22 protein-coding genes are annotated in these 21616 nt (G+C 41.8%); 17 read left to right on the forward strand and 5 right to left on the reverse strand.

Going from position 1 to position 21616, the window contains the following annotated elements; genetic code table 11:
• Positions 1-102: 102 nt before the first annotated feature.
• Complete coding sequence (locus FZC79_RS06650) at positions 103-1101, reverse strand: metal-dependent hydrolase (RefSeq protein ID WP_187442661.1); 999 nt, start codon at positions 1099-1101, stop codon at positions 103-105.
• A 1-nt stretch (position 1102) separates the two neighbouring features.
• Positions 1103-2242: an MGDG synthase family glycosyltransferase gene (locus FZC79_RS06655; RefSeq protein WP_187442662.1), complete on the reverse strand. Its 1140-nt coding sequence runs from the start codon at positions 2240-2242 to the stop codon at positions 1103-1105.
• 157 nt (positions 2243-2399) lie between these two features.
• Between FZC79_RS06655 and FZC79_RS06660 the strand changes: the two genes are divergently transcribed.
• The 14 genes from FZC79_RS06660 (at position 2400) to FZC79_RS06725 (ending at position 16512) form a co-directional block, all read left to right on the forward strand.
• A complete protein-coding gene (locus FZC79_RS06660) occupies positions 2400-4091 on the forward strand; it encodes a formate--tetrahydrofolate ligase (protein ID WP_148946024.1) in 1692 nt (563 codons plus the stop codon).
• A gap of 26 nt (positions 4092-4117) precedes the next feature.
• Positions 4118-4606, forward strand: coding sequence for a hypothetical protein (locus FZC79_RS06665; RefSeq protein WP_148946025.1), 489 nt, complete (start codon positions 4118-4120; stop codon positions 4604-4606).
• Between the two features lie 55 nt (positions 4607-4661).
• Entirely contained in the window at positions 4662-5504 is an 843-nt protein-coding gene (locus tag FZC79_RS06670; protein WP_148946026.1) for a DegV family protein, read from the forward strand.
• Positions 5505-6266: 762 nt separating this feature from the next.
• Entirely contained in the window at positions 6267-6911 is a 645-nt protein-coding gene (locus tag FZC79_RS06675; protein ID WP_148946027.1) for an HD domain-containing protein, read from the forward strand.
• Complete coding sequence (locus tag FZC79_RS06680) at positions 6908-8794, forward strand: ABC-F family ATP-binding cassette domain-containing protein (protein WP_148946143.1); 1887 nt, start codon at positions 6908-6910, stop codon at positions 8792-8794. The genes FZC79_RS06675 and FZC79_RS06680 overlap by 4 nt, the downstream gene beginning before the upstream one ends.
• A gap of 72 nt (positions 8795-8866) precedes the next feature.
• Positions 8867-9991 carry a conserved virulence factor C family protein gene (locus FZC79_RS06685; protein WP_148946028.1) on the forward strand — a complete coding sequence of 375 codons (1125 nt, stop codon included), beginning with the start codon at positions 8867-8869 and terminating at the stop codon, positions 9989-9991.
• Positions 9992-10125: 134 nt separating this feature from the next.
• Entirely contained in the window at positions 10126-10563 is a 438-nt protein-coding gene (locus FZC79_RS06690; protein ID WP_148946029.1) for a BrxA/BrxB family bacilliredoxin, read from the forward strand.
• 24 nt (positions 10564-10587) lie between these two features.
• Positions 10588-11427 carry a class I SAM-dependent methyltransferase gene (locus FZC79_RS06695; RefSeq protein ID WP_252183266.1) on the forward strand — a complete coding sequence of 280 codons (840 nt, stop codon included), beginning with the start codon at positions 10588-10590 and terminating at the stop codon, positions 11425-11427.
• 277 nt (positions 11428-11704) lie between these two features.
• Positions 11705-12298, forward strand: coding sequence for a YpjP family protein (locus FZC79_RS06700; RefSeq protein WP_148946030.1), 594 nt, complete (start codon positions 11705-11707; stop codon positions 12296-12298).
• A gap of 443 nt (positions 12299-12741) precedes the next feature.
• A complete protein-coding gene (locus FZC79_RS06705; protein ID WP_148946031.1) occupies positions 12742-13443 on the forward strand; it encodes an anthrax toxin lethal factor-related metalloendopeptidase in 702 nt (233 codons plus the stop codon).
• A 12-nt stretch (positions 13444-13455) separates the two neighbouring features.
• Positions 13456-14250 (forward strand): thymidylate synthase, encoded by a 795-nt coding sequence (locus FZC79_RS06710; protein ID WP_148946032.1) that lies wholly within the window; start codon positions 13456-13458, stop codon positions 14248-14250.
• Positions 14247-14732 (forward strand): dihydrofolate reductase, encoded by a 486-nt coding sequence (locus tag FZC79_RS06715; protein ID WP_148946033.1) that lies wholly within the window; start codon positions 14247-14249, stop codon positions 14730-14732. Before FZC79_RS06710 ends, FZC79_RS06715 begins: the two co-directional genes overlap by 4 nt.
• A gap of 609 nt (positions 14733-15341) precedes the next feature.
• Positions 15342-16067 (forward strand): lysophospholipid acyltransferase family protein, encoded by a 726-nt coding sequence (locus tag FZC79_RS06720; protein ID WP_252183267.1) that lies wholly within the window; start codon positions 15342-15344, stop codon positions 16065-16067.
• Positions 16068-16185: 118 nt separating this feature from the next.
• On the forward strand, positions 16186-16512 hold the full coding sequence (locus FZC79_RS06725) for a DUF3243 domain-containing protein (RefSeq protein WP_148946034.1): 327 nt from the start codon (positions 16186-16188) through the stop codon (positions 16510-16512).
• Positions 16513-16595: 83 nt separating this feature from the next.
• Here the strand turns inward: FZC79_RS06725 and trhA are convergent, their stop codons facing one another.
• A complete protein-coding gene (gene trhA / locus FZC79_RS06730; protein ID WP_148946035.1) occupies positions 16596-17228 on the reverse strand; it encodes a PAQR family membrane homeostasis protein TrhA in 633 nt (210 codons plus the stop codon).
• Positions 17229-17517: 289 nt separating this feature from the next.
• Positions 17518-17742 (reverse strand): hypothetical protein, encoded by a 225-nt coding sequence (locus tag FZC79_RS06735; RefSeq protein WP_148946036.1) that lies wholly within the window; start codon positions 17740-17742, stop codon positions 17518-17520.
• A gap of 98 nt (positions 17743-17840) precedes the next feature.
• On the opposite strand from FZC79_RS06735, the gene FZC79_RS06740 reads away from it, so the two are divergent.
• The 3 genes from FZC79_RS06740 to FZC79_RS06750 all read left to right on the forward strand — a co-directional run bounded on the left by FZC79_RS06740 (position 17841) and on the right by FZC79_RS06750 (position 20203).
• Positions 17841-18518, forward strand: a complete 678-nt coding sequence (locus FZC79_RS06740) for an SOS response-associated peptidase (protein WP_148946037.1) — start codon at positions 17841-17843, stop codon at positions 18516-18518.
• Positions 18519-18610: 92 nt separating this feature from the next.
• On the forward strand, positions 18611-18859 hold the full coding sequence (locus FZC79_RS06745; protein WP_148938519.1) for a DUF2535 family protein: 249 nt from the start codon (positions 18611-18613) through the stop codon (positions 18857-18859).
• Positions 18860-19360: 501 nt separating this feature from the next.
• The gene (locus FZC79_RS06750; RefSeq protein ID WP_148946038.1) at positions 19361-20203 is read left to right on the forward strand and encodes a DegV family protein; all 843 of its coding nucleotides are present in this window, start codon (positions 19361-19363) and stop codon (positions 20201-20203) included.
• An 866-nt stretch (positions 20204-21069) separates the two neighbouring features.
• Here FZC79_RS06750 and FZC79_RS06760 read toward each other — a convergent pair.
• Complete coding sequence (locus FZC79_RS06760; protein WP_187442677.1) at positions 21070-21561, reverse strand: PCYCGC motif-containing (lipo)protein; 492 nt, start codon at positions 21559-21561, stop codon at positions 21070-21072.
• Positions 21562-21616: the final 55 nt, after the last annotated feature.

Genomic DNA, 21616 nt, shown 5'->3' on the forward strand with positions numbered 1-21616 from the left:
AGTTCTATAGATTGGCCGGATGTTCTTTTCGGACATTGAAAACCCCGCTCCGTCATTTGATGGAGTGGGGTTTGAGTTTAAGGACTAAGCCCATAGAATAAGTCATCCTATGCGCCGCATTAATAAATCATTATTCAACTGATTTACCTTTTTCTTGAAGTGGAAAGGGCTGTGGAACCAGCCTGCATATGCTTTTCCACTGGTAAGGGATTTATTTAGCACAAATACTGCCATGAAGGGAAAGAAAAGTTTTTTCCTGAAACGCAAATCGATCCACCTGACTTCAATCCTGTTCTTTCGGTGTACAACTTTCGGCAGTACAAACGGTGTACTGAAAAGAAAATCGGTAATTTCTTCATCTTGCAAGGAAACCTGCACGCTGCTATCTATTTCTAAGGATTTACTCATTATAGTTTCAATGACAAGATTACCGAGTGTGTACTGCCCGAGAATAAAATCTTTTTCTGTTTCAATGATGACATGAAAACTCCATAAATTCATTGATGGAATGATTTTTATTCTTCCTGCGTTCTTGAAATGAGCATTCAGATGTTTTTTGACTGAAAAAGAGACCAGCAATCTCATGCCAAAATAAACCGCCAGAACCCCATAAACAATAAGGAAGGTTTCACCGGGTGGTTCCCCCAATCCAATCGCAATGAATCCTGCTGCATGAATGGCTATGATAAAAAAGTCAAAGAGGGGGATGGCATCAAGGGACACCCATTTTGCTGAAAAAGGACGCAGAGCCTGTGTTCCATGTATATTGAGAACATCAGAAATAACATGAAATTGTACAGATAGATATATCCAAAAGGCTATATGGAACAGAAACACAGGAGAAGCCAATGGAGCAAAAAGCAAGGAAATCAATAGTGTCCATACCAGTATCATGGGAAGGGAATGCGAAAAACCTCTATGGTTACGGTAATAAGAACTTTTTCCTTTTATCTTGTATAAGTAATCAAGATCAGGAGCATTAGAGCCGAGTATACAAGATGCATAAATGAGTGGAGTGATTCCTGATTCAGCTATAACAGGATCCAGCATGCTTAAGGATGCAATTCCACCACCGATGATCACATGAGTCAGTGTATCCATATTAGTTGGCTCCTTTTTGTTGACGAAGATGAACATTTCGTTCAAGGATATCATCCGCGATCTTCAAGGCTGCTCCTCTTTTATAAATAGATTGGTATCCTTTGGCAAACTGCTGTCTGAGAACTTCATCAGAAAGAATGGAGGAAACATATTTCGATATGGAATCGGCTTTTGAGGCTATGACGGCTGCGCCTTTACTGGCAAAGTAGCGTGCATTTTCAGTCTCCTGTCCTGGATTCGGGCTTACTAAGATAACCGGTATATTCAATGAAGCGGCTTCTGTAAGAGTGATAGCGCCAGGCTTGGTGACGAGGCAGTCAGTTACAGACATGAGTTCAAGTATGTTATCGACATAGCCTAAGACTTTGATATTTCCGTAGGATCTATAAACATCCGAAAGTTGATTTTTTAATTCACTATTCCTTCCGGTGACGAGGACAATTTGGATGCTGCGCGTATTCAGCCCTTTAGAGATTTCATCTATATCGGGCAGAAGACCTAGTCCACCACCAGCAATAACAACTGTTTTTTTAGTGTGATCCAGGCCGAATTTCTTGAAGGTTTCCATTGACCGATCAGGAGGGTGGCTAAATCCTTTTCGGATAGGTATGCCTGTCACTCCGATTCGATTCTCGTTCACTCCGAAACTGGTAAGGGTATTTTTAACCTGTTGTGAGGCGACATAATACTGATCAATCAAGGGATGGGTCCATAAAGGGTGGGCACAATAATCAGTGATGACGGTGTATGTCGGTATGTTGAATGCCGGACGTGAACGCAGATAGGCCCCTGCATGCATAGGAAAAGTAGTAATGATAATATCCGGGCGGTATGCTTGGAGTAATTCAATGAGTCTTTTCTTTCCAAGGTGTTGGTAGAAGTATGAAAGCCCCTTGGCTGACAGCTTATCTGTGCCGTAATAGAACACTTTATACAAGGGAGCTCCTAATCTTGAAAAACTTTTCTTCAGCAGAGTTTGTGCAAAGCTATGGATTGCCGGATAAGCTTCCCCGTATAGATCACAAACATGGACATTTTGCACACCTTTCTCAATGAATGTATCAGCAAGCGTTTGAGCAGTCTGGACATGTCCTTCACCGTAATGGGCAGTCAATATCAAAATCGTCATTTTATTATGCACAAACAGAGCCCCCTCATTATAAAGAAAAAATGGTATCCTATAAAAATAGGTTACAAAGAATTTGTAAAGTGTATATGAAGGAACTAAGCCATTTTTGTAAAAGTTACATAGGTTAAAAAGATTTATGCGATGCTTTAAGATTTCAGGAGGAATGAAAATGGAACAAAATAAAAAGAAATTTCTATCAGACATTGAAATAGCCCAGAAGGCTGAAATGCTTCCTATCTTGGATATAGCAGGATCCCTCGGTCTTCAGGAAGAGGATATAGAACTGTACGGAAAATTCAAAGCGAAATTATCGTTTGAGGTGTTGAATAACCTGCAGGACAAACAGGATGGGAAGCTGATACTGGTTACATCCATTAATCCCACACCAGCCGGAGAAGGAAAATCAACTGTAACCGTAGGGCTTGGCGATGCTCTGAATTCAATCAATAAAAAAACAATGATCGCTCTCAGGGAACCTTCATTAGGACCGACAATGGGTGTCAAAGGCGGAGCGGCAGGCGGTGGATATGCGCAGGTTCTTCCGATGGAAGATATTAATCTTCATTTTACAGGGGATATCCATGCCATAACTACTGCAAATAATGCATTAGCGGCAATGATCGATAATCATATTCACCAGGGAAATGAACTTGAAATAGATCAGAGAAGAATCACCTGGAAACGTGCGCTCGACATGAATGACCGCGCTTTAAGACAGATTGTCATTGGATTGGGAGGCCCAGTCCAGGGGGTGCCGAGAGAAGATGGATTTGACATAACGGTCGCATCTGAAATCATGGCCGTTCTATGCCTGGCGAATGACCTTGATGATTTAAAAAACCGCCTTGGCAGCATGGTGATCGCTTATAACACCCGTAAGGAACCAGTCACCGTTCAGCAGCTTGGAGTAGCAGGAGCACTCACCATGCTGCTGAAGGACGCCATGAAACCCAACCTTGTACAGACTATTGAGCATACACCAGCTCTTGTTCATGGCGGTCCTTTTGCTAACATCGCTCATGGCTGCAACTCTGTCATTGCTACACGCACTGCTTTGAAACTTTCAGATTATGTGGTGACAGAATCCGGCTTTGGAGCTGATTTAGGGGCAGAAAAATTCATGAACATCAAAACCTCAGCACTTGGAACCAGCCCGGATGCAGTAGTGCTGGTAGCAACTGTACGTGCGCTGAAGATGCATGGAGGGCAGAACAAGAAGGATTTATCTCAAGAGAATCTGCCTGCACTTGAAAAAGGATTAGAGAACCTTCAGAAACATATGGAAACCATCAGCCTGTTCGGAGTTCCTTATGTCATAGCTGTTAATAAGTTCATCACGGACACAGAGGCGGAACTATCTTTTCTTATGAACTGGTGTGAAAGCCATGGGGCAGCTGTATCGCTGACCGAAGTATGGGAAAACGGGGGAAAAGGCGGAGAGGATTTAGCTCACAAAGTGATCGATGTCATCGCCAATGGCCGGAAGTCTTTTAAAAGATTGTATGACAATCAGGTAAGCGTTGAAGATAAAATCAAAACGGTCGCTTACAATGTTTACGGAGCGGGTGCCGTTGAGTTTTCTGGAAAAGCAGAAAGACAGCTTAAAGAAATTGAAGGTAATGGGTGGGGGCAGCTGCCTGTGTGTATGGCTAAAACCCAATATTCACTTTCCGATGATGCGAAAAAAATGGGAAGACCAAGAGATTTCTCCATACACATCAGGGAGCTCAGGCCCAAGATAGGTGCAGGGTTCATCGTTGCTTTGACTGGCGAAGTCATGACAATGCCGGGCCTTCCCAAAACCCCTGCAGCTTATGGGATGGACGTAGACGAAAAAGGAAATGTGAGCGGACTTTATTAAGTCGGACACGAAAGGAGAAAAGAGCAGTGTTTGATCCTACAGCCTATGAAAACCTTAAAGTGGTCCTCCAGGGAGCTCTTTATGAACTCGAATTATTAGGATCGCTCAAGGTGGTAAATAGAGAGGATATTGTCGATTTGGCAAGCTTAGCCAGGAGGTATTCTCTTACCCTTTGCAATCCTGTTAAAGAGGACATCACAGTGACGGTCACCCTGTCTGCAGGTGCAAAGGAATGGAATGCAGAAGCTTTTCCTGAGTATGGAGGTGAACCGGGGGCAAGGCTTCAAGTTCTATATGAATCAGAAGGAAGCCCATTTCCAGAAACCTTCATCTCAGGCATGGAAGAATGGTGGGGGGAACGCCGGAAAATTGAATGGAGGGAAGTGACTTCCACCCTCCATCCCTCCTTCCACCAGGCAATTATTGATTTTAACCGGATCATTACAGAAGAAATGGTGGATGATTTGGAGGAAGTTGTCCTGCATATAGAGAATTCATTGCTGAAATTATTCTAATTAAGTTCATAGATAAATAGTGCATGGACATACATATAGAGTGAGGGGGATGAGGATGATGAAGATAGCGTGGGTGACCGACAGTACTGCATGCAGGACTGAAAAGTTGGATGAATTGAATAATGTATTCGTGGTGCCAATGAACATATTGATTGGGGGCAAGGAGTACAAGGACGGGGTCGACTTATTTCCTCAAGAACTATTTCACTTGTTAAAGGAAAACGGCACCGATGCGAAAACTTCCCAGCCATCTATCGGAGTATTCAAGGAACTTTACTCAAAACTTCAAGAGAAGTATGACCATATTTTTTCCATACATGTGTCAGCAGCTTTCAGCGGAACCATTTCTTCTGCACGCCAGGCAGCACAGCTTGTGGATATACCTGTGACCGTCATTGATTCCAAAATCTTATCCTACCCTCTGACAAAGCTGATAGAGGAAGGTATCGATGCGTGGAAAAAAAGTAAGAGTCCTTCTGAAATTGAAGAGCTCTTATTGTCCAAAATCGATTCCGGTGAAACGTATGTCATGGTAGGCAGCCTGGAACAACTTAATAAAAGCGGGAGAATGAACGGAGTATCTTTTTTTCTGGGTTCTGTCTTGAAAATTAAACCGATCCTGGCGATAAAAGATGGAAAACTCGAAGTAGAGGAAAAGGTAAGAAGCACAGTAAAAGGCTACAGCAGGATGAAAGACTATTTAAATGAAGTGCTTTTGCACAAAAAAATCAAAGAAGTTTATATTCTTTATGGATCGAATAAAGAAGAAGCGGATTCCTGGATTACCGGCCTTTCAGCAAAGTACCCTGATATTGACTTCTCCTCGCATGAACTAGGTGCTGTCATCGGGGTTCATGCAGGGGAAAACACATTGGGAATCAGCTGGTTTGCTCAGTAATGTGGAGGGAAGGTTCCCTCTTCTTTTTTTTGTACTTAATAAAAATTAATCTTTGTGGACAAATTTTGACTATGTTATCCACGTCCAGCTCTTCGGGGTCAAATAACCCAAAAGGAAAGACAGAGACCGCCTTTTTTTACTTTGGAACATTTGCCTGTCGGGGCTGAGGTGCTAACCTATATAAGGATGATAACGTCTTTATTAACAAAGATAACCTTCTAAACAAGAAGCAGAAGATCTGGCAGCCGGGAAAAGTGCCATTAAGTCAGGAAGCTAAGAAGAAAATGGCACGATTAGCCGGGAAACGTACCATTAAGTCAGTACGCGATGAAGAAAATGGCACGATTAGCCGGGAAACGGACCATTAAATCAGGAAGCTAAGAAGAATGGCTTGGTCATTCGAAAAAATCTCCCATCCTTTATGAAAAGAGAGTTGTACCAAGAGTAATAATCCATACGATTTAATGCTCCAGAGTTTTACAGAAAAAATATTTTTCCAGGCCCAAGAAGGGTCTATTCAATTGTCTCCTAATCTCTCCTTGGTCAATAATCAGAGTACCAATAAATTCACTTCTCCAATCTGTTAAAATAGATTTATAAGCAAAAGTTCCCTTCTTATCTTCCACAGGCAAATGTCCTCCATAGGTTATTTGCTCCCTAGAGGCTAAGAAGAACTCTTGGGTGCTGAAACTGGATTCAAAAGGCTGCCTGATTTTCGATCAATAACGTAATTTCTTATCTTTTTAAAAGGAGGAACCCTCCATGAAAAACAACCTCAAACTTCTGGAAGAGCTAGTGAAAGAAATTCATGCCGGGGACTCAAGCGGACATGACTGGTACCATATAGACAGAGTAAGAAACCTTGCATTATATATAGGAAGAAATGAAGGAAGCTGCCACCTTGATAGGATAGAGGCCGCTGCTCTGCTGCATGATGTGGCAGATGATAAGCTTAATGAAAGTGAACAGGAGGGGCAGGATAAGTTACATAGAGTACTGAATAGTATAGAATTACATAATGAAGAAAAAGAAAAGATTCTAGATATTATATCGGTGATTTCCTATCGCGGCGGTCAAGAGGGCACACTGGATACCCTGGAAGCGAAAGCAGTCAGGGATGCAGACAGGCTGGATGCGGTCGGTGCCATCGGTATTGCCAGGACCTTTGCTTATGGAGGTAAAAAAGGCAATCCGATCTATGTCCCTGGACTCTCAGTAAGAGAGAATATGACACATGATGAATACCGTAATGGGCAATCATCTACCATACATCATTTTTATGAGAAGCTGCTTCTCTTAAAGGATAAGATGTGCACAGAGACTGGAAAAGAGGTCGCAGAAGAACGCCATCAGTTTATGGAACTTTTTCTTAAGCAATTTTACAAAGAATGGAATGGTCAGCAATGAGGATGTTAACAGTTGAAAATATTACAAAATCCTACGGGGAGAAAACCCTTTTCAAGAATATAGGCTTTACAATAACAGATAAAGAGAGAGCTGGGCTGATAGGAGTTAACGGAACTGGGAAATCAAGCCTTTTGAAAATTATTGCAGGCTGGGATGAAGCAGATAGTGGAGATATGACCAAGCCGAATGATTATGTGATTTCATATTTGTCTCAGGAGCCAGATCTTGATCCTGCATTAACCGTACTAAGCCAGGTGTTCCGAAGCGATGCCGCGGTTATCAAGGTTATGCGTGATTACGAAACTGCCCTGCTCCAGTTAGAAGAAAACCCTGAAAGCCAGCGCAATCAGGAAGTATTATTTGAGGCGCAAAGGCAGATGGAAATCCATAATGCTTGGGATGCCAACGCCAATGCAAAGGCAGTGTTGACTAAACTCGGCATTTCGCAGTTTTCTAAAAAGGTCGGTGAGCTTTCGGGGGGCCAGAAGAAGCGTGTGGCACTTGCACAAGTGTTGATTGAAACACCTGATCTTCTAATACTCGACGAGCCTACCAACCATCTCGATTATCAGTCAATTAAGTGGCTTGAGGATTACCTGTCAAGGTATCAGGGCGCTGTGCTGGTTGTCACACACGATAGATATTTTCTGGACCGCGTCACTAACCGGATCTTTGAACTTGATGGAGGCAGCCTTTACTCCTATAAAGGAAATTACCAGGCATTCATTGAGGCGAAGGCCGAAAGAAGTGAACAAGAAAAACATATGGCTGAAAAGCAAAAGAATCTCTATCGCAGGGAGTTAGCCTGGATGAGACGTGGTGCCAAAGCACGGACGACCAAGCAGAAGGCGAGGATTCAGCGTTTTGAAAATCTGGAAGAGGACATGTCTCCTTCAGGTTCAAGTGATGGAATTGATATGTCTCTTTCAGGGAGCCGTCTGGGCAAGCAGGTTTTTGAATTTAAGGATGCGGTAAAAAGCTACCCGGGACAGATTATTCTCGACAGATTCAATTACTTGATTAAGCCTGGCGATCGAATTGGGGTTGTCGGCAGAAACGGAAGCGGAAAATCGACATTCCTTAATATTCTAGCTGGCACCGACGAACTCGATTCTGGTGTTTTGAACCAGGGGCAGACAGTGAAGATTGCTTATTACACTCAGGGCCATGAAGAGATGGACGAAAATAAAAGAATGATTGAATATATCAGGGAATCCGCGGAAGTAATTACAACTGACAGCGGAGACCAAATATCGGCCGCAAGCATGCTCGAACGTTTCCTGTTTCCGATGCACAGTCATGGAACGCTGATCAGAAAGCTTTCAGGAGGAGAAAAACGAAGGCTTTTCTTGTTGAAATTATTAATGACCAAGCCGAATGTACTTCTGCTCGATGAGCCTACCAATGATCTTGACACAGAAACATTGACCGTTCTTGAGGACTATATTATGGATTTTTCAGGTGTAGTCATTACGGTCTCCCATGATCGTTATTTTCTTGATAAAACGGCAGAGCAGCTTCTCGTATTTGAAGGAAGCGGTCATATCGGGACCTATTTAGGAGAATACTCTGAGTATCTTGCCCAGAAAACGGATGAGAAAGCGGAAGTGAAAGAAAAGAAGCCTTCAGAAAAGCCAGCTGCAAAGCCTGCTTCTGAGAAAAAAAAGCGGATGAATTATAACGAGAAAAGGGAATGGGAAGCAATCGATGACAAAATCGCGGATACGGAAGAAAAGCTTGCTGAGGCCCAAGCTTCACTTGAAGCGGTCGGAAGCAATTTTGAAAGAGCACAGAAACTAATGGAAGAAATCGATCAGTATAATACATCCCTGGAACATTTAATTGAACGCTGGTCCTACCTTTCTGAAATTGCGGAGGATTAAGCACATTCATTAGAAACCTATTCTGTCTATGTTAAACTATAGATAATTATGACGGAGAAAGGGGTCAAGTTCATGAGGATCAAATCCATAGAACCAACGCCAAGCCCAAATACAATGAAAATCATTTTAGATGAAGAAATGGCTGGCGGCAAAAGCAATAACTATAAAAAAGAGGATGCGGATTCGGCACCTAAGAGAATTAAAGATATCCTGGAGATTGAAGGAATTAAAGGTGTCTATCATGTTGCCGACTTCCTGGCTGTTGAAAGGAATGCTAAATTTGACTGGCAGGAGCTTCTTCCCCGAGTAAGAAAAGCATTCGGAGAAGATTCAGAAGCTCATAGTGAATCATTGCAAGCTGATGACCATTTTGGGGAAGTCGCTGTCAGTGTACAGGAATTCAAAGGAATTCCCATGCAGGTGAAGCTTTCAACTGATTCGGAGGAAAAACGCTTTTCCATGCCGGAACAGTTCGTTAAGGCTGTAAGCGATGCACAAATGGAAGGAGATAATGTGGTTCTCCTTAGAAAATGGAAAGACCAAGGCGCCCGCTATGGTGAACTGGAAGAAATCGGGGAGAGCGTGGTGGAAGAGCTTCTGGCAGCCTACCCCCAAGAACGTCTGGACTCACTTGTCAAGAAAGCGAAAAATCCTGACAGCAAGGAAGAGAAGTCAGGTAAAGGCGGAAAGAAAGTGACCGTTGAAGATTTCAATGCACCTGATTGGCAGACACGCTATCAGCTTTTAGAAAGCATGAAGGATCCTGAGCTGGAAGACTTGCCTCTTCTTGAGAAAGCATTGAATGATGAAAAAGCTTCCATCCGCAGGCTGGCTGTCGTATATGTGGGAATGATCGAGGACAAAATGGTGCTTCCTTTATTATATAAAGGGTTGAAAGACAAGACCGTGACAGTCAGAAGAACCGCAGGAGACTGTCTCTCAGACCTCGGTTTTAAAGAGGCAATGAATGAAATGGCGGACGCCCTTCAGGATAAAAATAAGCTTGTGCGGTGGCGTGCGGCCATGTTCCTATATGAAGCAGGAGATGAAAGCATACTGCCTGTTTTGAAAGCTGCCGAAGATGATCCCGAATTTGAAGTCAAGCTTCAGGTCAGAATGGCTATTGAAAGAATTGAAGGCGGAGAGGCTGCCAAAGGTTCTGTGTGGAAGCAGATGACAGAAGCGCGAAAACAGTAAAAGGCTCGTTACCCACCCAAAAAGATGATCAAATCATAATGGTGTACATTGTAAAAGCATACACTTGAGAAGAAGAGCATACAGACCAGCTCAATAGTTAAAGAAACAGAAAAAGTAAAAGGAGATGGATAAACATGTCAATGGCATATGAAGAATATATGAAACAAGTAGTCAAGCCGATGAGGACAGAATTAACACAAGCGGGATTCAAGGAATTAGTAACAGCAGAAGAAGTGGAGCAGACAATGGAACAATCTGAAGGGATTTCATTGATTGTCGTGAATTCTGTCTGTGGATGTGCAGCGGGGCTTGCACGACCGGCGGCCACTCAATCTGTATTGAACAGCGAAAAACAGCCTGATCAGCTGCTTACGGTCTTTGCCGGACAGGATAAGGAAGCAACGGCGAAGATGCGGGAATACTTTACAGGATACGAGCCTTCATCTCCATCAATGGCTGTCATGAAGGGCAAGGAAGTTATCCACTTCATCCCTCGCGACAATATTGAAGATCATTCTATTGAAGAAATTATGTCTGAAATCCAAACTGGGCTTGAAAAAACACAGAAATAAACGCAATGAATCCAGGTGGATGGAATGAATAATTCCTTCCTCCTGGATTTTCTATTATGGCTTAAAGGAAAGGTGGAAACAGCTTTGTTGGTTACAACGGCAGGCAGAACAACTAACGAAATGATTGAAAAAGCGTTAAAAACGGCAGATGAATTGAACCTCTCTTACATCAGTAGAGAAAAGAAAACAGTAAAGTGGCTGAAGGAGAAATATGAACAGGATATCTTAGTCGTTGGAAAAGAGCGTATGGAATTATTTTCACTGAATTCTGACCAGCCTTTTTTCTTTCATCCCAATTCAGCCTCCTTCCGCATGAAAAGGATTCTTAAGGGAGAAAGAGATACTTTTGCAGAAGCCGCGGGATTAAAGAAGGGAATGAGCTTCCTCGACTGCACCTTGGGCATGGGTTCTGACAGTATCATTGCTAGTCACACGGTCGGGATGGAAGGAGAAGTTAAAGGGATTGAAGCAAGCCTGCCTATTTCATACTTGGTTAAACAAGGTTTAAAAGTGTGGGATTCTGGAGTCATGGAGATGGATGCGGCAATGAAGAGAATTGAAGTCGTGCACAGCAGGGCAATCGACTATTTGAAGTCATTGGAGGATAACAGCTTTGATACAGTTTACTTTGATCCAATGTTTGAGGAGCCAATTGAAGACTCAGCTGGTATCAGTACATTGCGCAAATGGGCGGTATATCAGCGGATCGATAAAGAGACAGTCGGAGAGGCAGTAAGAGTTGCAAAAGGCAGAGTCATCCTTAAGGAACACTACAACTCACCATTGTTTGAAGAACTAGGATTTTATGTGAACAAACGTCCGTCAGCAAAGTTTCAGTATGGAACTATCTCCATTAATGAATAACGGGATCTGCTCCCTTGAGCAAACCCCGTTATCGTGTAAGTATTTTGATCAATCCGTTATAGTCAGGGTAATAAAATAAAACAGTAAAAGCAAGAAACCGATGCTCACCATAATTTCAACGTTCATGGATACTCCTCCTCTTTACAAGTTCTTTTAATATAGTACCATATTCCTCATTTAATATCCTTCATAAAATTTTCGAAACCTTTTTGACCATTCATCCGTCTATATATGTATAATGGAAAAAGAGAGATACATATAGAAAGGAAGAATCTCCGTGTCTAATTGGATGAGAAAATCATTTGTAGTATTGATCTCCATTTTAACATTTGGGCTGGTTACTCCCTCACAGGCATTTCTTAATGAGAATGAAACCCTTACTAAAACCAATACGAAAGCCGCTTCAAGTATACATAGCCAGACTGAGTCAACCGAAGCTGCAGAAGAAGCCGGGGTTGATCATGAGGTCTTTGTCCAAAAAATGTTAACTGAAGCAGAACACCAGGCTTATATTAAATTTGGAAGCAAAATCAAGCCGGTGATTGAAAATGAATTTCAAAGTGTTATTCTGCCAAAAATCCAAGCCGCTATTGAAGAAACGACAGAGCAATTTCCTGAAAGTGAACTTTCACACTTAACCATTTCGGAAGTACCTGCTTATGCGAAAAGCGAAAAGATCTTTCATATTTATGATGAGCGAAGCGGTGAAGATATCATCCGTTTTCATGTAAGAAGAGACCATCCTCCTTTAGAGGGTTACTATTTTAATTTTCATTATCATACCAAGCATGATAATTTCCAGGAGCATCACACTTTGGGGGATATATACTGGGATAAAAATGTACCTCCCCAGTGGAGCAGTCTATCATAGAGTACCAGTTAGCAAGAACGTGAAGACGTTCTTGTTTTTTTTTGTGAAAATTCACTAGAATGAGTAAAGATAATCTTTCATTACCTGCTGAATTTCATAAAGAGACTATATGAACATTGCTTTTCATTATTATGAAAGGCTCTTTTCTAAAGAATTGTTGTTTTTGATGCTATTTTTATTCTCTCCTCATTTTCCCGGGAAAGGATTGGAGCGGAGTCGAGCGCCTGGAGAGGAAATCCATTACTTTTAAAATAGCCACAATCTTTGAGAAAAAAGTCTTGTGAAAACCTACTATTTCATCCAAATACTATTTATAGTGATTGTATATAGTGTGATTTTTCAATAATCTTACAGAGAAATATTATTGTAATATATGTTATGATAGATACATAGTCCACTAATCGGTTAAGAAGCCTCATGCGATAGAAAGGGTGACAACAGGTATGTATCAGAAACTTTCATTACTTGTCACTGCTGTCTTTGCAGGAGTCTTTTTTATTTTGCAGAATTCCTCCGCAGATTATCCCGGGTTATTACTCGAAAAGGCCCCTATAAAAAAAGACATCAAACTAAATTCCGAAGTTCTCGAAAAAATCATTCTCCTTCCCGAGGAACCATTTGATGAACCGGAAGCCAGGCAGATTATTTACCGCCTTGACCATCTGCCTCCAAGGCTCCTTCATTCTGTTCAAACAGAAGGAATCATGATCCGCCTGTTTCAAGATAAATTAACAAGTTTCCCCACAACTCAACACTTGAAAGGAGTCACTCCGAGAGGGTACACTAATACAGAAAGAACCTGGGATGAGGTGCCTGGTATAGGAGGATCAAAGCTGGTTCTCGTGAAAATCGGGCACAGCGAAAAAGGTTCCGGCCACGGATCCATTAATCTTGAACTCCATGAACTGGCACACAGCATCAATCGTTATGTGCTGGATGATCTCTACTATAGAATGAAGTTCACTGCTATTTGGAAACAGGAAGCCCATCTTCTATTTCCAGAAGAAGATTATTTTCTGAATTATGAAGAGGAATACTTCGCAGAGGCCTTTGCGATGTACTACCTGAACTTGAAAACCAATGAGGAGCTGGAAGAAAAAGCTCCAGCGACACACCAATTTTTTGCAGAATTGGAATCTATGTAAAAGGGGTACGACATGAAACAATATCTAGAGCTTTGCGAACACGTATTGAACAATGGGACTGAGAAAGGAGACAGGACTGGTACTGGAACAGTCAGCACTTTCGGATATCAGATGCGCTTTGATCTCAGTGAAGGCTTTCCGATGCTCACGACAAAAAAGCTGCACTTGAAGTCGATCATTCACGAACTTCTCTGGTTTCTCAATGGCGATACCAATGTGAAATACCTTCAAGATAACGGTGTTCGTATCTGGAATGAATGGGCGGATGAAACCGGCGATCTTGGTCCAGTATATGGTAAGCAATGGCGTTCATGGGAAGGTGCCAGCGGAGAAACGATCGACCAGATTTCCGAGCTGATACAAAACATCAAGAATAACCCCGATTCCAGAAGATTGATTGTGAATGCCTGGAATGTTGGTGAAATTGAGAAGATGGCCCTGCCGCCCTGCCATTGCTTGTTTCAATTCTATGTGGCAGACGGGAAGTTATCCTGCCAGTTATACCAGCGATCGGCAGATGTTTTCCTGGGCGTTCCATTTAATATTGCCTCCTATGCACTGCTGACAATGATGGTAGCCAATGTATGTGATTTAGAGCCGGGAGAGTTTGTCCATACCTTCGGTGATGTGCATATTTATCAAAATCATATGGAACAGGTCAAACTTCAATTATCGCGAGAGCCCCGCGCTCTTCCAACCATACGTATTAATAAAGATGTCAAAGATATTTTCAGCTACAGCTTTGATGATTTCACTTTAGAAAACTATGATCCTCATCCTCATATTAAAGGAGTGGTAAGTGTATGATCTCATTCGTATGGGCAATGGATAAAAATGGTGTAATCGGCTATGAAAATAAACTTCCGTGGAGACTGCCGGAGGATTTGAAGTTCTTTAAAGAAACAACAATGGGCCATCCAATCGTTATGGGACGAAAAACGTTCGAATCCATCGGAAAGCCGCTTCCCGGAAGAGAAAACATCATCCTCACGAGAGATGTTTCTTATGAAGCAGAAGGCTGCATTGTCTATCATGATATAAAAGAAGTCCTCCATCATGCTGAAGAAATGGAGGTGGAGGTCATGGTGACAGGGGGAGCGGTGATATTTGAGAAATTCATCCCCTACGCGGACAAGCTGTATGTGACAAGAATTCATGAAACCTTCGAAGGAGATACCTACTTCCCTGATCTCAATTGGGATGAGTATGAATTGATTTCCACTAAGCAGGGAGTACAAAACGAACAAAATCCCTATCATTATGTGTTTGAAGTTTACAAGAAGAAATAATTTAAAAGAGCCGGCAGACGTTAGAGTCTGCCGGCTCTTATTAAATGTTTTTACCTTAATCTTTGTTGTTCAAAGGTTTTTAGGTTGTTTTAAAAATAATAAAAAGTATAAAAGTTAGCTTTCAAGAACCACAAGATTCTAAAAGGGGTCTTTTCATACACTTTGGTGCTTTTTCTTTAACTTCTCAAGGTAAAGGCATTATTTTCTGGTAAAGCCAAAGGAAATGAGATGTTCCCCGTTTAGAAAAAAACCTTAGTACACGGAGGGGATCCTGCCGAAAGCAAAACTCAAGGCGAAAACAGTCTATTTAATAGGTTTTTTTCAAATTAATTGCTGTATAAAAATGTTATTTTACCTTCGTCCCCCTTTACGTGGAGCGGAAATCCATTCCATTATACAAGCCATAATCTTTGCGAAAAGAGCCTTTTAATACCAGCTCTTTACCCTGCCTATTAACTGAAATGAGCAAGTGTACACATCTATTAACGCAGCTCTTTCCCTTGAAAAACATTCATAAAATAATGCATCCTCCAAATTTCAAGAAAAAAAGAAGTCATACAATATAAAAAAAGATATAATAACAGAGAGAAAATCAGAAAGGGGTTTACCATGTTTCGTTTTTTGTATGTGCTATCATTTATGGCTTTATATTTGATTTATAGTGTGCCCAATCTTGTGAAAATGAAAAATATCAGCGGTTCTCTTCCTGTAGAGGAGAAAGATAGAAAGAGACATGCCATGGCTAAAAGGTGGGCCAGAGGGATCATTAAGAGGACTGGCACTGCTGTGGAGGTAACCGGGGAAGGGAATATCCCGGATGGCCCTGTACTGTTCATCTCCAACCATGAGGGTGATTTCGATATTCCTGTCCTTTTAGGGTATGTAGATAAGCCATTCGGATTCATGTCGAAAATCGAGGTGAAAAAAGTGCCGATCATCAGTGGCTGGATGGATGTCCTGAATTGTGTCTTTGTTGATAGAAAGAATAAAAGGCAGTCCGTCCTTTCCTTAAGGGAATGTACTGCCAAACTGAAGGACGGCCATTCTCTGGTTATTTTTCCAGAGGGAACTCGGAATAAAGGCAGAGGCATTGGCGAGTTTAAAACCGGTGCATCCAGAATTGCCCTAGACGCAGGTGTGCCGGTAGTCCCTATTCATATAAGCGGCACTGCCGATATTTACGAAAATCAGAAAAGAGGGCTTAAACCAGCTTCTGTTAGTATTAACATCCTGCCAGCCCTTCAGCTTATTGACTACCAAGGCAAAACGCCAAGGGATATGGCGGACTTCTTAAAAGAAATCATAGAAAGCGGCAGAATCAACAAAGCTTCATAAAATGTACCAATACACTCATCTGATAATAATTTTTTCTCAGTGTGTTCATGATGGTTTAGTCTAATGGCAACCGGGAATATAGACACTGTAGCAATTAATAAAAAGGAGATGAGACAGAATGGAACACAACACTAATACTAATGACAGTAAAGTAGGCAGCAAAGTAGAAGGCAAACTTTCAAACATGTCAGAGGATAAAAAAGAAGACATTCTTGAAAACTTCGAAAGCTTCAAATCCTATTTAGGCGACAAAGTAGATAAGGCGGACAAATTAGGCTTAAATGAAGAGCAGAAGGCAAAAGCAGCTCAAAAAGTCGGAGATTACCTGGCAAAGCATGAAGAGCCGAAAAACCGAGAAGAAAAACTTTTATATGAACTATGGAAAGCCGGTAATAAAGAAGAGCAGCATATGCTTTCCCATATGCTAGTGAAACTGGTATCCTAATGCAGTTTAAATGAGTAAAAAAGACCCTGCTGGATGGCTGCTGCCGTCCTGCGGGGTCTTTTTTATAGAAATCAAGCTGCCTATTAAACGTAAAGCAATACACACAAAAACATAAAAGTGCTTCCTGCTAATACGAATAAATGCCAAATCGCATGGTTGTATGGAAGCTTGTTCCATACGTAAAAAACTGCTCCGATGGAATAAAAGATTCCGCCAGTCAAAAGAAGCAAAAATCCAGTAGGGCTGAGGATTTCGTACAGCGGCTTGACGGCTATGATAATCATCCATCCCATGAGAAGGTATACTATGGTCGAAATTATTTGATAGCGGTCAACAAAATAACACTTGAAGACAACCCCAGCTATAGCCAGCCCCCATATGATCCCAAAAATCGTCCATCCCAAAGGAGTGCGGAAACTGACTAACATAAATGGAGTATAGGTTCCGGCAATCAGCAGATATATAGCTGAATGGTCCAGGATGGCAAACAATTTTTTTATTCGTGAAGGTTTAAAGCTGTGAAGTAATGTTGAAAACAAATACAGAAGCAGCATGGTAACCCCGAAAATCGTATAACTTACAATATGCCAGGCAGTCCCTTTTTCAACTGCAGCCAAGATCAGCAGCACAAGAGCCGGGATGCTCAGGAGAAACCCGATACCGTGTGTCACAGCGTTCGCAATTTCTTCTTTCCAGTTTGTATAATCAAAGGCCAACCGTTTTGTACCTCCTTTTTTTATCCTGTTTTCATCATAATATGGCGGAGGCGGTATGGCAAATGAAAGATGTTAACAGATGCTTAGCTTCTGTAAGAACTTAGATATAAGGGAGTTTTCAAATAAAAGTATCTTCAGATTCTCCCTAGATAGTAAGTTTTTTTCTGAATGGGAAGAACAGTTCTTTTCTTGTTGTTTGATAGGAATGTAAATAAGGCGTTTTTAAGGAATTTTATTTTAAATAGTTCCGAAGTTTGAGAAAAGAGCTTGATAAAGAATGCCCGCGATTTTAATGAAGATTCGCCTTAATCCATTGAATCGCTTTTTGGTAATCAATTGAGGACGTGAAGCTGCCGGGCTCCAAATTCGTCATATACCAGGCTAAAAGATCTTCAGGATCATTAAAAACTTCTCCGCTTGTATCACTCTTTCGGATTGTATAGATACCGTTATCCGGATCAATTGTTACAATAACAGGAATTTCACTGTCCACAGCATTAAGTTTGTAATCCATCAGTAAGAAACCTCCATTGCTTTTATTAGGTTTGCTCCAAAAAGTCTTATATAATATGTGTCATAATTGAAATTACATACAAAAGGGAGGCAGCAGCCATGTGTGGACGGTTCACATTGACAATGTCTTTTGAAGAACTTGTCGAAAAATTTCTTATTGATGAATGGGTCGATGAATGGGGACCTCGCTTCAATGTTGCTCCATCACAGGCGGTCCTATCCTTAATTACAGGTAAAGGACAGCGGATGGCGGGTCCGATTCGATGGGGACTTATCCCATCTTGGGTAAATGATCGAAGCAAGTGGAAGCCCCTTATCAATGCCAGAAGTGAAACACTGGAGGAAAAATCAAGCTTCAAGCACCTGCTGAACAAAAGGAGAACGGCGATTCTCGCGGACAGCTTCTTTGAGTGGAAGAGAAAGGACGGAGAAAAGCAGCCCTATCGCTTTATGATGAAGGATAAGGAACCGTTTGCTTTTGCCGGCTTGTGGGATAAGCAGACAAACGGCAATTCTGCAGCCGTTTCTTCGACCATCATCACGACCTCTGCCAATGATCTTGTACAGCCGGTGCATGACCGGATGCCTGTCATTCTAAAGGGAGAGGAAAACATCAACAAATGGATTTCGACGGCAGACTACACCTTCAATGAAGTGAAGGAGCTGCTTGTTCCTTTTCCTTCAGAGTTCATGACAAAATACAAAGTGTCACAAGAAGTCAATTCTACCAGGAATGATTTTGAATCCTGTGTAAAACCGTTGGAGAATTTGTCATAATAAAAATGAGAAATTGCGATAACATCTCATCTGCCAGCATCAATTATAATGTATAATATAAGTATAAACGGGTGAAAAAGAGGATTGATATTTTGTTACTGAAAAGCCTTGAGTTCAAAAATAGTTATGGACAGAAGGTAAAGATTTTAGACATTCCAGTGTTGGCCAATGACAACCCGCTCTATTTTAAAGTCAATATGCGGCTTCAATTGTTCCTGTCAGATATTAATCAGGGCACCGGGAAGAAGGTTTTCAGTTTCCGTGATTATTTAAAAAGGCATTTGAAGTGGCCGGAATACCAAAGTATCTATCATGCCGTAGAATTGAAGAATAATGCGTAGCCCCTTGATTTGGAAGCACTCCTCCTGTGATGTGCTTCTTTTTTTGTGAAAAAATATCAGGTTATACAGGGGAGTATTCGTTAAAAAGCTGAACTATTCAATTAAAGTCTATATTGGCGGAAGGTCTGTTTAGTATTCAGAAGTGGACTATGAATGAAAGACCTCGTCATTTTTGTATTATTGTAATCTTTTTTATGGCTCTTTTCGTAAACTTTGTTGCTATTTAATATGGATATCGAAGGATAACGCCATAATTCACCTATAATAAATTGGTAACTCAGAAAAAAAGAGCTGCTTCCTCGGATTAAAGCGGGCAGGAGCCCTGCAGAATCTTACTTCTTGAGCGGAAATCACCAACCGATTACAATGCAGTTAACTACACTGAACTGATCTTTTGATAACACGGTTTCAAAAAAAGAAGCTGTACATACTGTAAAATGTTTTAAAACGGTTCCATATCAAGGTATAATACAAGCATACACGAGACAAGGATGTGTGGAAATGAAAGATATAAAAATTGTAACGGACTCTACAGTTGATCTCTCAAAAGAAGAAATTGAAACCTACGGCATTCACGTAGTCCCTCTTTCAATATCGATCGATGGGGAGAATTATCTTGATAGGGTTGACATCACTCCCAAAGAATTTATGGAGAAGATGAAGCAGTCCAATGAACTTCCCAAAAGCTCGCAGCCCCCTGCAGGAGAATTTGTAAAATTATATGACAAATTGGGCAGCGATGGAAGTACTGTACTTTCAATACATATGACTGGGAATATGAGCGGCACGGTGAGATCTGCTGAAAGTGCAGCTGAGATGAGCTCTGCGAATGTGAAAGTCGTTGATTCCCGTTTTATTTCTAAAGCTCTTGGCTTTCAGGTAATAGAGGCTGCCAAGATGGCGGCGGACGGGAAAAGCCTGGAAAACATCCTGGAAAGACTGGATCAGATTAGAAATGAAACCAATCTATTCGTGGTAGTGGATACTTTGGAGAATCTTGTTAAAGGCGGAAGAATAGGAAAGGGAAGAGCCTTGATCGGGTCTCTCCTGAACATCAAGCCAATTGCCTCACTGGCTGGAGGAGAATATACTCCTGTAGCAAAAGTCCGGAGCCATTCACAGGTGGTTAAATATTTAGCTGCCCAATTTGTGGAAGACGTAAAAGGAAAGACGATCCGCGGCGTAGGACTGGTCCATGCAGATGGGCAGGATCTCGCTCAGAAGTTGAAGAGCCGGATCACTGAATTAACAGGCTATGAAGCTATCGAAATCGAGGATACGACTCCGATTATCAGCACCCACACAGGTCCTGGTGCGATCGGCTTTATGTATTATACGGATTGAAAAGAAAGAGGCTGGGACATAAGTTGGGATAGTAGAAAAATAAAACCGCATGAGTTCAAGGTTTTATACTTGATTTCATGCGGTTCTTTCATTTTAATTGGCTCTATTTGAAAGATGTTGCTTTCAAGGATATTTATCGATTTTTCCTGAACGTAGACGGATTGGTGCGGAAGGTGTGCGACCTCCTGTGGGACTAGCGGGACAGGTGAGACCCCTAATCCAGTTGCAGCGCCCATCCCCTCGGGGTCAAATAACCTCAAGAGAATAAAAGGAAAAAGCGCCTTTTTTTCTCTTGAGAACATTTGCCTGTCGGGGCTGACCAGGGCGCTTCCACTTTATATGCAGGCAAAGCCGAGGAGGCTCATCCAGCTCCAGCGGCCAGCGACTAGCAGATTTCGGTCTCTCTCCTTGCTAATCTAGCTGCATGACCCCAACGGCTAGCGTACTTCCCTGCCTCCTCCTTGCGATAAGTCAACATCAACTCACTATGTTCGTTGTGTTTCCTTTATCTCATGCGGAGTCAGTCCAGTCCGTACGCCGCTGAGCGGGGCCATTTCACTTTATATAGATAAGTCATCATCGAATCGCGGTCGCTCTCCGTGATTCCTTTATCTCATGCGAGAGCCCTAAAATCTGTACGTCGCTGAACGGCCACTTCCGCTTTTGCTTCACCGCCCGCCCCGCGGAGGCGTGCACCTGGAGCGGAAATCCATTCTTTTTACTCAGCCACAATCTTTGCGAAGAGAGCTTTTTATTATGGTCTTGTCCCAGCCTCTTTCTCTTAACAGATAGGAAAGCCTGAGTGCTTGCAGCAGCAGGTCAATCGTTCTGCTATAAGTTTATTAATTATATCAAAGGATTTATCATTAAGAAGGCATCGGTGTCTGAGTCGGCTTGGCATATCCTTCTTTATATTTTTCATCAATATAATTTCGGATATCTTTGAGGGACTCTCCTTTTTCATGCATCACAATGGATTCTGCAGCGATTTCAAGACAGGCAAGACACCTTGGGCCATGATCATCCCATATGACTTTATCATCCTCAATTTCATGGACAAAGCAATTCAGATTATTCATGTGCCCGGCAGACTCTCCACACCCACAGTAGCATGGAATGTATTGGAGTAATTCCGGATTTTGAGCAGCCGAGGCATAGACCAGCTGAATGTTTTCATCTTTATCATCTAAAAAAGACGGCAGCAGTTCAGGTCCTGCAGTCTCTTCTCTTATATCTCCGTTAGCATGCTCCTCATGATGATCATGATCCTCTGAAGACGCGGTGGTGTTTTTTTCATTCGTACTGCACCCTGCTATGAATAACATCAGCACTGCCAGACTAACAATATATAAAGCTATCCCTTTATGCATATTCATCACTTCCTTTTTTAAATGATTTTATCATAACAGGCTG

The sequence above is a fragment of the Rossellomorea vietnamensis genome (assembly GCF_008180615.1).
Lineage (GTDB): Bacteria > Bacillota > Bacilli > Bacillales > Bacillaceae_B > Rossellomorea > Rossellomorea vietnamensis_D.

Excerpts from the sequence above, each read along its gene's own strand:
- FZC79_RS06685 (WP_148946028.1), top strand. The coding sequence starts at position 8,867 with ATGAGGATCAAATCCATAGAACCAACGCCAAGCCCAAATACAATGAAA.
- FZC79_RS06705 (WP_148946031.1), top strand. The coding sequence starts at position 12,742 with ATGTATCAGAAACTTTCATTACTTGTCACTGCTGTCTTTGCAGGAGTC.
- FZC79_RS06710 (WP_148946032.1), top strand. The coding sequence starts at position 13,456 with ATGAAACAATATCTAGAGCTTTGCGAACACGTATTGAACAATGGGACT.
- FZC79_RS06740 (WP_148946037.1), top strand. The coding sequence starts at position 17,841 with ATGTGTGGACGGTTCACATTGACAATGTCTTTTGAAGAACTTGTCGAA.
- FZC79_RS06695 (WP_252183266.1), top strand. The coding sequence starts at position 10,588 with ATGAATAATTCCTTCCTCCTGGATTTTCTATTATGGCTTAAAGGAAAG.
- FZC79_RS06725 (WP_148946034.1), top strand. The coding sequence starts at position 16,186 with ATGGAACACAACACTAATACTAATGACAGTAAAGTAGGCAGCAAAGTA.
- FZC79_RS06680 (WP_148946143.1), top strand. The coding sequence starts at position 6,908 with ATGAGGATGTTAACAGTTGAAAATATTACAAAATCCTACGGGGAGAAA.
- FZC79_RS06750 (WP_148946038.1), top strand. The coding sequence starts at position 19,361 with ATGAAAGATATAAAAATTGTAACGGACTCTACAGTTGATCTCTCAAAA.
- FZC79_RS06720 (WP_252183267.1), top strand. The coding sequence starts at position 15,342 with ATGTTTCGTTTTTTGTATGTGCTATCATTTATGGCTTTATATTTGATT.
- FZC79_RS06670 (WP_148946026.1), top strand. The coding sequence starts at position 4,662 with ATGATGAAGATAGCGTGGGTGACCGACAGTACTGCATGCAGGACTGAA.
- FZC79_RS06675 (WP_148946027.1), top strand. The coding sequence starts at position 6,267 with ATGAAAAACAACCTCAAACTTCTGGAAGAGCTAGTGAAAGAAATTCAT.
- FZC79_RS06690 (WP_148946029.1), top strand. The coding sequence starts at position 10,126 with ATGTCAATGGCATATGAAGAATATATGAAACAAGTAGTCAAGCCGATG.
- FZC79_RS06660 (WP_148946024.1), top strand. The coding sequence starts at position 2,400 with ATGGAACAAAATAAAAAGAAATTTCTATCAGACATTGAAATAGCCCAG.
- FZC79_RS06650 (WP_187442661.1), bottom strand. The coding sequence starts at position 1,101 with ATGGATACACTGACTCATGTGATCATCGGTGGTGGAATTGCATCCTTA.
- FZC79_RS06715 (WP_148946033.1), top strand. The coding sequence starts at position 14,247 with ATGATCTCATTCGTATGGGCAATGGATAAAAATGGTGTAATCGGCTAT.
- FZC79_RS06735 (WP_148946036.1), bottom strand. The coding sequence starts at position 17,742 with ATGGATTACAAACTTAATGCTGTGGACAGTGAAATTCCTGTTATTGTA.